This is a genomic window from Mesorhizobium sp. M7A.F.Ca.CA.004.06.1.1, from assembly GCF_003999135.1.
GTDB lineage: Bacteria > Pseudomonadota > Alphaproteobacteria > Rhizobiales > Rhizobiaceae > Mesorhizobium.
The window spans coordinates 1-13,542 of sequence record NZ_RZPQ01000074.1 but is presented as its reverse complement, the minus strand read 5'-3'; the positions used below and the strand labels follow the sequence as shown (position 1 = coordinate 13,542).

The window sequence follows — 13,542 nt, the reverse complement described above, 5'->3', positions numbered from 1 at the left end:
GCCTTGCGATGCGCAGCGTACCGCCATCGCTGCGCATCGTCGGCGGCAATGAAGGGCTGCCGGTGCTGCCGGACCTCGAAATCGGCATCCTGCGCAACCCGCTGTCGACGACCCAGGCGGTCGAGCGGCTGAATGATTTCCTGCGCCGCGATCTGGCACAACAGGCCTGACTCGCGGGCCTGTCTTCCGCAATCCCGCCGCGATGCAGCGTTTGTTAAAGCCTCGGTACTATAAGGCCGCCAGCCAGAACTCTCCGGGGGCAGCATGTTTCGAGCCGCTTCGTCCGCCAGCATCCTTCTCCTTGCCAGCTCGCTTGTGGCCCATGCCGGCGGCGACCCGGCCCTGGGCAAGAAGGCCTTCAACCGGTGCATGGCCTGCCATGAAGCAGCCACCGACCGCGACAAGGTCGGTCCGCATCTGTTGGGCGTCGTTGGCCGCACCGCCGGTAGCGCCGAGAGTTATCTTGGCCGCTATTCCGAGGCGATGAAGAGTGCCGGCGCCGCCGGCCTGGTCTGGGATGAAGCCAATCTCGCCGAGTATCTCAGGGCACCCAAGCTGAAAGTGCCCGGCAACAAGATGGCGTTTGCCGGCCTGACCAAGGACGACGACATCGCCAATGTCATCGCCTATCTGAAAGCCGATCCCAAACCCTGAGCCGCTGTTCGCCAGCTCTGTAAAACCGGCTTTCTCGTCGCATATCGCGGCCGCGATTGCTTCGGTGGTTTGCCCAATACAAAGGCATCCGTGCGCCTTCGCCTTGCCGCATGAAAGTTCAATGACAGCTGAACTATGGCTGGTCGGCAAGCTAATCACGCTAAGCCCAAGCCTTCACTGGCTTTCAAGACCCTGACGAATTTTTTTGTTTTCACGCCGCCCTTGTCTTCACGTCTTTCAATCCCCTGATGCCCCACATATATTCGCCGCTGTTCGCGACCAGCGACGTCATGCCGAAGCGGGAGGCCCCAATGGCGACATTGCAGAATTTCGACGCCGAAATTGCCAAGACCAAGCAGGTCGTGCAGGACATGCGCTCCAAGATCGAGCAATCCGGCACCATGCTTGATACGCTTGCCACATCAGACAAGAAGATCGGCGACGCCAATTTCGACCTCGAGAACGCCCGCATCGAGGATGTGCTGAAGCAGCAGAAGGTGATGGAAGGCAACATTGCCGACCTGATCATCGGGCTGGAGGACGCCACCAACGTCTTCGGCGCCGAGTTCGAGAGCATGAAGAACTACACCGGCTGGGAAAAATTCATTGGCATCTTCTCCAGCCAGAGCAAGCAGCGCATGCGCACCGACCGCGTTCGCAACATGTCGCTGGCCGGCAATCTGCAGGAACTGCTGGTCAAATCCGACACCATCGTCGGCATATTGAAGGCGCAGAAAGAGGTTCTCGACCAACGCTACAAGACCTCGGAAACCAGCCTGTCGCAGGTGATCGAGCGCCGCAAGACCACCATGACCAACCTCGAAGCCGTGCAGAAGCGCATCGAGGAGCTCAACCCGATGCTGCTCGACATCGAAAACAAGATCGCCGCTTCGACCAGCCAGAAGGACCGCACGCAGCTCGAAGGCGAACGCTCCAAGCTGGCGACGGAATACAACGAAAAGCAGGCCAAGGAGCAGGAACTGCTGGCCGAGAGCCAGACGCTCGAGCGCTACACCTCGATGTTCCAGACCTTCGTCGATTCGCTCAACAACCAGATCGCCGCGCAATCGACGCTGATCAACAAGCTGACCATCGATACCGAGCAGCGCATCGTACTCTACAAGGCGCTGGAAGATTCGCTGAAGACCGCAGCTCAGCAGGACGTCGCCCACAAGATCAACACGCTGGGCAGCCAGGTCGACAACACCGCCGAGGAAACCATGGCCGGTATCGGTGCTGCTTCGCAAAAGCACATCGGTGACCTGCTTGAGATGCACGAGAAGAACATGGTCGCCACCGCCGATATCCAGCGCCGCAAGAAGCTGGCCGACGATGCCTTCGCCCGCCGCTTCGACGAGGTGCTGAAGAAGCACAATTCGGCTAACTACGTGCAGTCTTAAGGGTGACAGCACTGCCCGCGAGCGACCAGGCATGACCCCCGAAAACGAAGCGGCGGCACGGTATTTTTCCGCCATCACGGCCGCGCTCAGCGGCCTTGAAGTGTTCATGCGCGACGATCGCTCGCCGCTCTACCGGCACGGCATCGTCGCCAAGATCGTCGCCGAACACATCGCCAGGCTCGACAAGTCGTTTTCCTGCTGGCGCAACCGGCTCGGCTTCATGGACACATTCCGCATTTCGCGCGCCGAAAGCGGATTTCCGGTGTTCCAGAACCTGCTCGAACTGGAAAACGACCGACGCCAGGCCGACGCGCGGCTTGCCAACATTCCGCTCGCCGGCGAGTTGCGCGAGGAAATGGCCGACTTCATCCTGCGCCACAAGGAATTCCCCGCGGCGCTGCAGAAGTCGATAGCCGAGCGGCTTTATCTCGAGGACGTGAAAAGCGAGAACACGTTCGGCCCGTTCACCCTGGCGCAAACGGCCAAGGTCTCGGTCAATCCGAAGACGGGGCGGCCCTATTATCTCGTCCACTGGGCGACGTTCGACGGCAGCGCCAACCTGCCTCTGGTCTACATGGTGACGGTGGAGGATTCGTCCGAAACGATGATCCGCCAGCTCGTCGACAGAAACGGCAAGCTGAACGAGACGATCGACATTCCTCTGCCGGTCGATGGCCTGCTCAATCCCGAGCTTGCCCACCGTTTCGACGATTTCACCGAGAAGAACTCCGCCTACACGCTGTCGCCGGCGACCATCGCGGTCAATCTCGACAAGGATTTCGAGCCGCTGCATCCCAAGCAGCTGCGCCGCGTCGTGCTCGGCCCGTTCTATTCGGCTGGCATCACCGACAACAATTCGACGGTGACCGAAGTCCTGGCCAAGGTGCGCAAGCCCGAAAATGCCTGGCTGCTGACCTGGACCATCCAGGAGGTCTATTCCAAGGCCGAGAAACCCGGCCGCAAGGGGCTGTTTTCCAGCGAGAAGACGACGCAGGAATTCTTCATCAATACCGACGATCTGGAAGCCGCGCGCCAGGGCGTGTCGAGCTACGAAAACCATGCGCTGATCCCGCACGAGGCCTATCAGGCGCTCTACGCCGCCGGCGAGGCGCAGAAGATCTTTGCCGGCTACAAGGTTCACATTCTGTCGAACGGACAGGTCATCTCAGACGTCTGACCGTCACACCACGGAGCACCCTTCATGGATACCGGCCTGACCACCATCCCGGAAGCCGCCATCGAGAAGCACCGCGCTACCGCGCAGAGCTTCATCACCCGTGTCGTCGTGCTGGAGGACCCGTCTAGCTCCTCCGGCACAGCACTTGCCGGCACCAATCGCCGCTTCGTTTCGACCGTCTCGGTCGGTTCGGTGCGCCGCACGCGCGAGGTCGAGCTGTCGAAGACCGTCGGCGCCGTTCATCCCGACGACCAGCTGCTGACCATCCCGCAGCACACGCTGTTGTTTCGCGCCCGGCGCGGCACGGCGATCGCGCTGGCAATATCGGACGTCTTTGCCGAGGGCTCGGACCTTGAAAGTCTGCAGGCCAAGAACACCCGCGCGCCGCTCGAGGGCGACGAGGCGTCCACCTTCAAGAAGCTTCTGTCGGCCTCGGCTTACATTTCGGCCTTCAGCCTCGCCTCCTACCTGTTCCAGCTGATCGACAGCGACGGCGAGGCGCCCAACGATAGTCCCGAACCGGACTTCCTGTTCGACACGCCGCAGGATGCGGTGAAGTCGATCCTGGCAGGCCTCGACAAGGCGATCTCGGGATCGTCCGACGACGCCGACCTGATGACAAGGGCGCGCGCCTTCGCCCGCGTCGCCATCGACGGGCTTCTGGCCCGCAAGGGCCGCTTCGACGGCATCGGCCCGTTCGAGAACGCGCATATCCGTATCGATGCCGACGATTTCACCCTCGATGGTTTCGACGTCGCGCCGGGCAAGCGTTCAAAACCGCTGGTGATGACATTCAAGAAGCCGGAAGAGGGCGTCGGCAACCACATCGCCAAATACCAGTCGGTCAAGCTCGCCAAGATGCTGATGGCCTACGACTTCGAGCGCGAACTCAATCCGTTCGTCGAACTCGGCGGCTTCCTGTTCACCTTCATCGGCGACGGCGCCCCCGGCACCGGCAAGACGACGCTGATCCAGATGATCGCCGGCCTCGTCAACGGCTATTGCCAGGTCGCCGGCTATCCCTTTGCCTACGAGAATTTCGGCGTCGACCAGATCTCGTCCTATCAGGGCAAATCAGGCCAGAACTGCCGCCAGTTCATCAACAATGTGCTGAACCCGCGCGTCATCGGCTTCGGCACCATCGACGACATCGACCAGGTGGCGGCGCGCCGCTCAGACGACCGCGCCTCGGCCGGCCAGCAGGAAATCACCGGCGTCTTGATGGATGCCTTCGCCGGTGCCGCGACCGTGGTGCGCGGCAACTGCTCGTTCGGCATGTTCTCCAACTATCCCGAAAATGTCGACGACGCGCTGCGCCAGCGCGCCGGCGCCCGCTGGCTGGTCGACGGGCCCCAGAGCCGCAACGACTACATCGACATTTTTGTCCTGCTGGCGGGAAAAAACCACAAGATCCCGCTCGGCGACCACGATCTCTACGCCGCGCAGGAAATCCAGCGCGCCGTGACCGAAGCCTATGAGGAGCACGAGAAGCCGCAAGAAGACGGGCTGATGAAGGTCTACGAACGCTACATGAAGGAGAACGGCGCGCCGAAATCGATGGCCGACATCGGCACCTATCTGCACCTGATCAAGGATGCCGAGCCCCGCTTCACCGGCCGCGCCATCAAGAACGTCACCGACGCCATCAAGATGCGCGCCATGGACATCGAGCTTCCCGACGACTGGTTCGAGAAGCCGGAAGTCTTCATGCACAAGGGCTACGACGAGAAGAAAGCGATGATCGAGGAACTGCGCGGGCCGTTCTCGATGGACATGGTCATGCAGGAGATCAACCGCTATGCCGACTCGGAGTTCCGCTATTCCGACAAGTCCGACGACTCCGCCGTGCAAAAGCTGCTGCGCGACGCCCGCCTGCGCGAGCGAGCCGCGCGCGAGATGGAGGAGATGAAGAAAAAGGGGCTATGGAATGCGTGAGCCTGGCACCTCTTCCTTCTCCCCGTTCACGGGGAGAAGGTGCCCGAAGGGCGGATGAGGGGCAGCGCTGTGCGAGGCAGTAATGAGCCAAAGGTAGCAAGGGCCCGGCAGCTTCGGAAAGTCGAGAATGATGCCGAGGAATGGCTGTGGCACGAAGTGCGTGGAAGGCGGCTGAATGGCCACAAGTTTGTCCGTCAGCTCCCGGTCGGCCCATATTTCGCAGACTTCGCCTGCCGTGAGGCTAATCTGGTTGTGGAAGTCGATGGAAGTCAGCATGCAAATCGGCCCCACGATCGATACAGGGATGAGACGATGAACAGGAACGGCTGGTCGGTGTTGAGGGTTTGGCACGCTGATGTTTTGACGAGCCGTAAGAGCGTGCTGGATACGATTGTTGCTGCGCTGGATGGTCGACTCGATCGGAAAATGATTGCTGTCGATGTGAAGTTTTTGCCAGCTTCAACGTCGGAGGAAAGATGATGAGCGTCTGCGCCGCCCCTCGTCCGCCCTTCGGGCACCTTCTCCCCGTAAACGGGGAGAAGGGAAGATGAGCCCCGCCAAGAAACCCGATCTCCTGCGCGACAACGAGCTGATCTATGGCCGGCTGTTGACGGTCGACGAGCCGCACCTCATCCAGCGCTACAACAAGGCGCTGGCCGCGTTCGGCTTGAAGCCGACGAAACTGAAGAGCTTCCAGATCGACCGCACCGGCTTCTCGCCCGAAGTGGCCGAGGAATGCGATGATTATGACTATCTCGATCCCAATGAGGTCAACCGCCGTTTCATCATCCTGACGCCGTCGCAGATTGACCTGCCGGTGGTGCACACCGCCTTCTCCAACACCTCGCAACTGATGTTCGAGTTCATGTCCAGGAACCGGCGCGCCATCGATGCGCTGACGATCAAAGACGTCATCTACGGCGAGATCGAGGATTCCATTCCCAAGGTCAACGACATCGAGGACTTGCTGTCGATCAGTCAGGTCGAATTCAAGGTGCTGTCGGCCGAGGATGTGCTGGGCAAGGCAGCCGAACTCGGCAAGCTCGTCGACCGGCTGAAGCAGGAGCCAGATGCCTGGCGCGACAACGCCATGCTGACCCGCATGGTCGAGCTCGCCAAGATCTGCGGCGACATCCGCGAGAACGCGCTGGTACCCGACCAGGTGATCTTCCGACACAACGCCTACTGGACCAGCCATTTCGGCGGCCTCTACGTGTTCGTCGATCCGGATGTGACGACGGTGATCAGCGATCCGGCCGCCCCCGGTTTTCGCCGCTCGCGGCCGTGGCAGGTCAGCTATCTCTCGATCAACGACGCCGACAAGGTGTTCAAGTTCCTCGCCACCACCGGCCGCATCGAGCTGCCGCGTGCCTCCTGGGTCGAGACCTCGGGCTATCTCGAGCACCGGGCCGAGATGGTGGTGCGCGCGCTGATCCGCGACGCCGAGCCGAACCGCAATTTGACCAATGTCGACAAGGTCTGGCTGCAGACCTGGATCCAGAGCCATGCCGACCTGATCACCAGGGACGGCAATTTTCCTTTCCTCAACGCCGCCAAGCGCGAGATCGCCCAGCTTGGCCACCTGAAGATCGAGGATGTCTTCCCGCAGCAGCGTTTCCTGGTGATCCGCGCCAAGCCAGACCACCCCGACGCCTGGCTGACCAACCGGCTGATCTCGGATTTCGTGCCGTCGGACTTCGTCTCGCGCTACATCTTCAACAAGGACGGCTTCTACAAGGACTATGACGGCTTCAGCGACGCCTGGCGATCGCATGTTGTGGACGTTCTCAAAACCACATATTTGAAGGACAAGGTGGCGTTTCGCACACGCCTCTACGGCCTGACTGACTAGAACGAAATGAACCGTTATTTCGTTCTAACTTCTTGTTTTGGCGTATGATGTTATCCAAAAAGTCTGCAACTTTTTGGCATCATGCTTTGAGGGGGTGACACAGCCATGCTCGATCCGATCGTGAATTTCTTCACCCGTATTTTCCAGTGGATCGGCCGCGGCATCGGCCTCCTGATCGGTGTCGTCCTGTGGCCGTTCCTGTGGGCCGGACGCTGGTATACGCAGCGCGGCTGGATCCTCAAGGCGGCGGTCGGCCTCGCTCTGCTGGTGCTGATCGGCCTCTATGCCAATTTCTTCTACGCCACCCAGTGGTGGAACAATTTCAACCCGAACTATCCCGACACATACACCTTCGAGAAGCGCAATGTCTCCGCCGGCGAACAGGTCGCCGCCGGCGCCGGCACGGACACCGCCAAGACCTGCGGCAACTCTGGTATAGCCCAGATCGCCGCTGACCTGACCGACTTCAACGTCAACCAGAATGCCTGGATCTCGTCGATGATCCTCTACAAGCTGGGCCTGTTCGGCATCGACTGGGACCACACGCCGTGGATGGACAACAAGGCCTCCTTCCAGCGCGGCATCAACCAGGCGGTGCGGCGCACGGCGACCGAACTTGCCGACAATCTCGGCCGCGTCCGCACCACCTCGCAGATCGACAGCGATCTGCAGAATGCCCGCGGCAACCTTCAGTTCGACGAAGAGACCTGGTATTTCGGCCTGAACCCGTTCGGCCCCAAGACGCCGACGCCAAGCTACTATCGCGACGCCGTGCGCATGCTGCGTTCCTTCAACGCCCGCCTTGCCACCTGCCAGGCGACATTCGACGCCCGCGCCGACAATCTGAAACAGTATATCGACCGCATCTCGTCCGACATCGGCTCGACCTCGGCGATCCTCAAGGAACGCGCCGAGAACCACAACAATGGCTGGTTCGACTTCCGCGCCGACGACCGCTACTGGTTCGCCTATGGCCAGCTCTACGGCTATTACGGCCTGATGAAGGGAGCCCAGGCCGACTTCGAGGACGTCATCAAGGAAAAGCATCTGCAGAACCTGTGGGACACGATGGACTCGCAGTTCGTTTCGGCGCTGCGCATCCAGCCCTTCATCATCGCCAATGGCCGCGAGGATGGCTGGCTGTTGCCGACGCATCTGACGACGATGGGCTTCTATGTGCTCAGGGTGCGCTCCAACATGGTCGAAATCAGCAACGTTCTGACGCAGTAGCGCTGTTCCATTAGGGACCAGGCGATGGCGAATTTGCGCCGTCGCCTCTGTCGCATTCCGTGCATTGTGCGGCTGTTTTGAGACGGCGGAACGGCGCGTCCTCTGGCTTCTATACGGCGCGGCAACGGAGCCGGGAAGAACCGACGACAGGTCGGCCGGTCCGCAGAGGAACTTTCTCCAGAGGAAACATAGTTGCATACAAGTTGACGCCGTGGCAGCGACAGGGTTAGAACATGCCCGCGCCCGGTTCCAACCTGCTTGCCAGTAAGATCAAACCCGTCCCCTCCACCGTCCAATCCAGAGGAAAGCCGTCATGGCCGAAGTGAAGTCCGACATCGAGATCGCGCGCGGCGCCAGGAAAAAGCAGATCCAGGAGATCGGCCAGAAGATCGGCATTCCGACCGAACACCTGCTGCCCTACGGCCACGACAAGGCCAAGATATCAGCCGAATTCATCAAGTCGGTGAAGGGCAACAAGGACGGCAAGCTGATCCTCGTAACCGCCATCAACCCGACGCCGGCCGGCGAAGGCAAGACCACGACTACGGTCGGCCTTGGCGACGGCCTGAACCGCATCGGCAAGAAGGCGATCGTCTGCATCCGCGAGGCCTCGCTCGGCCCGAATTTCGGCGTCAAGGGCGGTGCCGCCGGCGGCGGCTATGCGCAGGTCGTGCCGATGGAAGACATGAACCTCCACTTCACCGGCGACTTCCACGCCATCACCACGGCGCACAATCTGCTTTCGGCGCTGATCGACAACCACATCTACTGGGGCAATGAGCTCGGCATCGACACCCGCCGCGTCGTCTGGCGCCGCGTCATGGACATGAACGACCGGGCGCTGCGCGAGATCATCTGCTCGCTCGGCGGCGTCGCCAACGGTTTCCCGCGCGAGGGCGGCTTCGACATCACCGTTGCTTCGGAAGTGATGGCTATCCTGTGCCTGTCGACCGATCTGAAGGACCTGGAAAAGCGCCTCGGCGACATCATCGTCGCCTATCGCCGCGACAAGTCGGCCGTCTATGCCCGCGACCTCAAGGCCGACGGCGCCATGGCCGTGTTGCTCAAGGACGCCATGCAGCCTAACCTGGTGCAGACGCTGGAGAACAACCCGGCCTTCGTGCATGGCGGCCCGTTCGCCAACATCGCGCATGGCTGCAACTCGGTCGTCGCCACCACGACGGCGCTCAAGCTCGCCGACTACGTCGTCACCGAAGCCGGCTTCGGCGCCGACCTGGGTGCTGAAAAGTTCTTCGACATCAAGTGCCGCAAGGCAGGCCTCAAACCGGCGGCGGCCGTCATTGTCGCCACCGTGCGCGCCATGAAGATGAATGGCGGCGTCAAGAAGGAAGACCTCGGCAAGGAGAACGTCGAGGCGGTGAAGAAGGGCTGCGCCAACCTCGGCCGCCACATCGAGAATATCCGCCAGTTCGGCGTGCCGGCGGTGGTTGCGATCAACCACTTCTACTCCGACACCGACGCCGAAATCCAGGCGATGAAGGACTATGTCGCCTCGATGGGCGAAGAGGCGATGCTGTGCAAGCACTGGGCGCACGGCTCGGCCGGCATCGAGGATCTCGCCAACAAGGTGGTGGCACTGGCCGAATCCGGTGCTTCGCAGTTCGCGCCGCTCTATCCCGATGCGATGCCGCTGTTCGAGAAGATCAACACCATCGTCCAGCGTATCTATCGCGGCTCGGAAGCGATCGCCGACAAGTCGGTGCGCGACCAGCTCAAGGCCTGGGAAGACGCCGGATACGGCCACCTGCCGGTGTGCATGGCCAAGACGCAGTACTCGTTCTCGACCGACCCGAACCTGCGCGGCGCGCCGACCGGCCACACGGTGCCGGTGCGCGAGGTCAGGCTTTCGGCAGGTGCGGGCTTCGTCGTCATCATCTGCGGCGAGGTCATGACCATGCCCGGCCTACCGAGGGCGCCGTCCTCGGAAAAGATCTTCCTCAACGAGATGGGCCAGATCGAAGGCCTGTTCTAGAATCCTTCTATTCGAACAGAAAGGGCGCCGCAGCGATGCGGCGCCCTTTCTGTTTTCAGATAGTCCCTACGCGGCGCTGCGTGACAGCGCCCGCTGGTTGGAGCCGAAGATGGTGTCGCGTTCCGGCAGCGCGCCGGTCTTCAGGCACTCGACCCATTCGGCGGTCTTGAGCACGGCGGCAAAGCGCGACTGCAGGATGATCGTGACCACGCGGTGGATCTCCTCGGCCGAGGCGTAGCCGGCGCTGTTGGCGTAAGGCACCGATCCGGTCGCATCCGACAGGAACTCGACGGCAAAGCCCATATGCACGGCGTGGATGATGGTCGACAGGTCGCAATTGTGCGTCATGTAGCCGACCACCGTGATCGTATCGATGGCGTTGGCGCGCAGCCAGTCCTCGAGGTCGGTGCCGGTGAAGGCGGAGGGCAGGTTCTTTTCGACATAATGGTCGCGCCCACGCCTGGCGATTTCGGGATGCAGTTCGCCGCCATGGCTTCCCCCGGCGAAGATCGGCGATGTCTCGGGCGCCATCTGCTTGACGACCACCACCTTGATGCCGGCAGCAGTCGCTGCATCCATCGCCCGCGCCACATGGACGACGCTGTCGCGGAACGGCGGATGCTGGATGGCAAGACTGCCGCCATCATAATCGTTCTGCACATCGACGACGATCAGCGCCCGGCGTGGCGTGGTGTTGGCTGGGTCAGACATGGTGTTTTCCTTTCCGGCTTGAATGTGATGGACCGAAAATAGGCGGACTCCGCGACAGTCGAAAGTGGCCCGATTGACATCATTCGAAAGAATTGGGACAATCCGCATTCAACTGCCGGAAGCACCCATGACCGACCCGATCATTGCCGTACTCGCCTTCGACGGCATCAGCCCGTTCCACCTTTCCGTACCGTGCCTGGTCTTCGCAGAGGACAGGACGGCGCTTGGCCTGCCGCGCTTCGACTTCCGCATCTGCGCGGTCAAGCCCGGCCCGATCCACACCGAGGCCGGACTGACAATTGCCGCGCCGCATGGGCTCGAAGGGCTCGACGGCGCCGATATCGTCATCATTCCAAGCTGGCATCATCTCGGCGAACCGGCATCGCCGCCGCTGATGGAGGCGTTGCGCCGGGCGCACCAACGCGGCGCCTTGATCGTCGGCCTGTGCCTTGGAACCTTCGCCATTGCCGCGGCCGGGCTGCTTTCGGGCCGTCGTGCCGCGACGCACTGGGCCTATTCCGAACAGTTGCAGAAACTCCACCCCGACGTCGCCGTCGATGCCTCGGTGCTCTATGTCGACAATGGTGACATCGTGACCTCGGCCGGCGTCGCCGCCGGTCTGGACTGCTGTCTCCACATCGTGCGCGCCCGCTACGGCGCGGAAGCGGCACTGCGGCTCGCCCGCCAGATCGTCCTTTCTCCGCATCGGCAGGGCGGCCAGGCGCAATTCATCGAGCATCCGGTGGAAAGAAGCGCAGACGCCGACCGGTTCACCCAAGCCCTCGACGCGGTTCGCGCGGCGCTCGGAGAGACGCATAGCCTGGATAGCGTCGCCGAGGCCGCCGGCCTGACCCGGCGCACCTTTACCCGCCGCTTCCAAAAATCGATCGGCACCAGTTTCGGCGATTGGCTGACCAGCCAACGGATAGAACTGGCTCAACGGTTGCTGGAGGCGACCGAAAAGTCGATGGACATGGTCGCCTTCGAAGCCGGCTTCGGCAGCGCCACCTCGCTGCGCCAGCATTTCGCCGCAAGGCTGAGGACATCGCCGGCGCAATATCGGCGCGAATTCTCCAGAAGGACCGACCAGGGCGAGCGCATGACGTACGTTCTGTCGTCCTGATCTATTCAGTCCCGCTTGACCTGATGTGCCGGATTGCCGACCACCGTGGTGTTCGCAGCCACGTCGCGCGTCACCACCGCGCCGGCGCCGACGATGGCACCTTCACCGATGCTGACGCCGCCAAGGATGACGGCTGAGCCGCCGATCCACGCATTGGCGCCGATCTCGACCGGCTTGGCGATCTCCAGTCCAGCTTGCCGCCCAGCGACCTCCTTGTGATGCTCGGCGCAATAAATCTGCACATTGGGACCGAGCAGCGTTCCCTTGCCGATGCGCACACTCGCCGTGTCGAGGATGGTGCAGCCGGCATTGAGGAAGACGCCGTCGCCGAGAAAGATGTTGAAACCATAGGCGCAGTGAAACGGCGCCTCGATGCGGGCACCCTCGCCGGCGTTGCCGAGTAAAGCTTTCAAGCCCGACCCGAGATTGCCGCGCTGCCGCGGCGGCAGGCAATTGTGCTCGAACACCGCGTCACGCGCTACCACACGCAAGGACTCCAGCTCATCATCGAGGCAGGTGTACCATTCGCCGGCCGCCATCTTCACGCGCTCGCTTTCGGCTATGACGCGGTCTCCAGTTCACGTCCTTCAAAAGCACAAGTGCGGCCAACAGAAAAGCGCCGATGCAAGTACTGGTCAAATATTGGACCTATGGTAGCCTGCGTCTCAAGGCCGTCCTGGCCCGGTGATCGAGGGGGATCGACCATGCTCTACATTCTCGCACTTCTGATCGGCGTCGTTGCCGGTCTTCGCGCCATGACGGCGCCGGCTGCCGTTGCCTGGGGCGCTTATCTCGGCTGGCTGCCGGTTGCCGGCACCTGGGCGAGCTTCATGAGTCACTGGGCGGCTGTCGGCATCTTCACCATCCTGGCCATCGTCGAACTGGTCACCGACCAGTTGCCGTCGACGCCGAGCCGTAAAGTGCCGCAGCAATTCGGCGCCCGCATCGTCATGGGCGCCTTCACCGGCGCGGTGATCGGCGCGACAGGCGGTGCCACCATCGGCGGCTTGATTGCCGGCGCCATCGGCGCCGTCATCGGCACGCTGGGCGGCGCTGAAGCTCGCGGCCGGCTCGCAGCCGCCTTCGGCAAGGATCCGCCCGCCGCCTTCATCGAGGACGCGGTGGCGATCATCGGCGGCCTGCTGATCGTAGCGGCGGTGGCATGACGACGAAAACCTTCGACGCCATCATCATCGGTGCCGGACAGGCTGGCCCTCCGCTGGCCGGCCGACTGACGGCCGCCGGCATGAGCGTGGCGCTGATCGAGCGCAAGCTGGTCGGCGGCACCTGCGTCAACACCGGCTGCATGCCGACCAAGACCATGGTCGCCAGCGCCTACGCCGCGCATCTTGCGCGCCGCGCCGCCGACTATGGCGTGACGCTCAGTGGCCCCGTCGGCGTCGACTATGCCAGGATCAAGGCGCGCAAGGACAAGGTGACGATCGACGCCCGCACCAATCTCGAGAC

13 protein-coding genes are annotated in these 13,542 nt (G+C 62.1%); 11 read left to right on the top strand and 2 right to left on the bottom strand.

Translation table 11 applies throughout. The features are described 5' to 3' along the window. Window positions 1-264 precede the first annotated feature (264 nt). The 8 genes from EN906_RS07435 (at window position 265) to EN906_RS07400 (ending at window position 10,241) form a co-directional block, all read left to right on the top strand. Entirely contained in the window at window positions 265-654 is a 390-nt protein-coding gene (locus EN906_RS07435) for a cytochrome c family protein (RefSeq protein WP_127266550.1), read from the top strand. 311 nt (window positions 655-965) lie between these two features. Then, complete coding sequence (locus EN906_RS07430) at window positions 966-2,054, top strand: hypothetical protein (protein ID WP_127266549.1); 1,089 nt, start codon at window positions 966-968, stop codon at window positions 2,052-2,054. 31 nt (window positions 2,055-2,085) lie between these two features. Beyond that, window positions 2,086-3,231, top strand: a complete 1,146-nt coding sequence (locus EN906_RS07425) for a hypothetical protein (RefSeq protein WP_127266548.1) — start codon at window positions 2,086-2,088, stop codon at window positions 3,229-3,231. A 24-nt stretch (window positions 3,232-3,255) separates the two neighbouring features. Beyond that, window positions 3,256-5,166 carry an ATP-binding protein gene (locus EN906_RS07420; RefSeq protein ID WP_127375118.1) on the top strand — a complete coding sequence of 637 codons (1,911 nt, stop codon included), beginning with the start codon at window positions 3,256-3,258 and terminating at the stop codon, window positions 5,164-5,166. Between the two features lie 69 nt (window positions 5,167-5,235). Beyond that, a complete protein-coding gene (locus tag EN906_RS07415) occupies window positions 5,236-5,646 on the top strand; it encodes a DUF559 domain-containing protein (protein ID WP_127302072.1) in 411 nt (136 codons plus the stop codon). 67 nt (window positions 5,647-5,713) lie between these two features. Next, window positions 5,714-7,018, top strand: coding sequence for a DUF6638 family protein (locus tag EN906_RS07410; RefSeq protein WP_127272315.1), 1,305 nt, complete (start codon window positions 5,714-5,716; stop codon window positions 7,016-7,018). A gap of 105 nt (window positions 7,019-7,123) precedes the next feature. Then, a complete protein-coding gene (locus EN906_RS07405; protein ID WP_127266545.1) occupies window positions 7,124-8,248 on the top strand; it encodes a DUF2333 family protein in 1,125 nt (374 codons plus the stop codon). Between the two features lie 313 nt (window positions 8,249-8,561). Beyond that, window positions 8,562-10,241: a formate--tetrahydrofolate ligase gene (locus EN906_RS07400; protein ID WP_127266544.1), complete on the top strand. Its 1,680-nt coding sequence runs from the start codon at window positions 8,562-8,564 to the stop codon at window positions 10,239-10,241. A 66-nt stretch (window positions 10,242-10,307) separates the two neighbouring features. On the opposite strand, the gene EN906_RS07395 is transcribed toward EN906_RS07400, so the two are convergent. After that, window positions 10,308-10,952 carry a cysteine hydrolase family protein gene (locus EN906_RS07395; RefSeq protein WP_127266543.1) on the bottom strand — a complete coding sequence of 215 codons (645 nt, stop codon included), beginning with the start codon at window positions 10,950-10,952 and terminating at the stop codon, window positions 10,308-10,310. A gap of 127 nt (window positions 10,953-11,079) precedes the next feature. Here EN906_RS07395 and EN906_RS07390 point away from each other — a divergent pair, with 127 nt between their 5' ends. Continuing rightward, window positions 11,080-12,075, top strand: a complete 996-nt coding sequence (locus EN906_RS07390; protein WP_127266542.1) for a helix-turn-helix domain-containing protein — start codon at window positions 11,080-11,082, stop codon at window positions 12,073-12,075. A 5-nt stretch (window positions 12,076-12,080) separates the two neighbouring features. Here EN906_RS07390 and EN906_RS07385 read toward each other — a convergent pair whose 3' ends face one another. Then, window positions 12,081-12,638 carry a sugar O-acetyltransferase gene (locus tag EN906_RS07385; protein ID WP_127266541.1) on the bottom strand — a complete coding sequence of 186 codons (558 nt, stop codon included), beginning with the start codon at window positions 12,636-12,638 and terminating at the stop codon, window positions 12,081-12,083. 141 nt (window positions 12,639-12,779) lie between these two features. Here EN906_RS07385 and EN906_RS07380 point away from each other — a divergent pair, with 141 nt between their 5' ends. Continuing rightward, window positions 12,780-13,241 (top strand): DUF4126 domain-containing protein, encoded by a 462-nt coding sequence (locus tag EN906_RS07380; RefSeq protein WP_127266540.1) that lies wholly within the window; start codon window positions 12,780-12,782, stop codon window positions 13,239-13,241. Continuing rightward, the coding region (locus EN906_RS07375; protein ID WP_164777123.1) for an FAD-dependent oxidoreductase at window positions 13,238-13,542 on the top strand (305 nt) is incomplete at its 3' end. The genes EN906_RS07380 and EN906_RS07375, both read left to right, overlap by 4 nt.

Bases quoted from the DNA above. Each gene is read 5' to 3' on its own strand.
- EN906_RS07435 (WP_127266550.1), top strand. From the start codon at position 265: ATGTTTCGAGCCGCTTCGTCCGCCAGCATCCTTCTCCTTGCCAGCTCG.
- EN906_RS07430 (WP_127266549.1), top strand. From the start codon at position 966: ATGGCGACATTGCAGAATTTCGACGCCGAAATTGCCAAGACCAAGCAG.
- EN906_RS07425 (WP_127266548.1), top strand. From the start codon at position 2,086: ATGACCCCCGAAAACGAAGCGGCGGCACGGTATTTTTCCGCCATCACG.
- EN906_RS07420 (WP_127375118.1), top strand. From the start codon at position 3,256: ATGGATACCGGCCTGACCACCATCCCGGAAGCCGCCATCGAGAAGCAC.
- EN906_RS07410 (WP_127272315.1), top strand. From the start codon at position 5,714: ATGAGCCCCGCCAAGAAACCCGATCTCCTGCGCGACAACGAGCTGATC.
- EN906_RS07405 (WP_127266545.1), top strand. From the start codon at position 7,124: ATGCTCGATCCGATCGTGAATTTCTTCACCCGTATTTTCCAGTGGATC.
- EN906_RS07400 (WP_127266544.1), top strand. From the start codon at position 8,562: ATGGCCGAAGTGAAGTCCGACATCGAGATCGCGCGCGGCGCCAGGAAA.
- EN906_RS07395 (WP_127266543.1), bottom strand. From the start codon at position 10,952: ATGTCTGACCCAGCCAACACCACGCCACGCCGGGCGCTGATCGTCGTC.
- EN906_RS07390 (WP_127266542.1), top strand. From the start codon at position 11,080: ATGACCGACCCGATCATTGCCGTACTCGCCTTCGACGGCATCAGCCCG.
- EN906_RS07380 (WP_127266540.1), top strand. From the start codon at position 12,780: ATGCTCTACATTCTCGCACTTCTGATCGGCGTCGTTGCCGGTCTTCGC.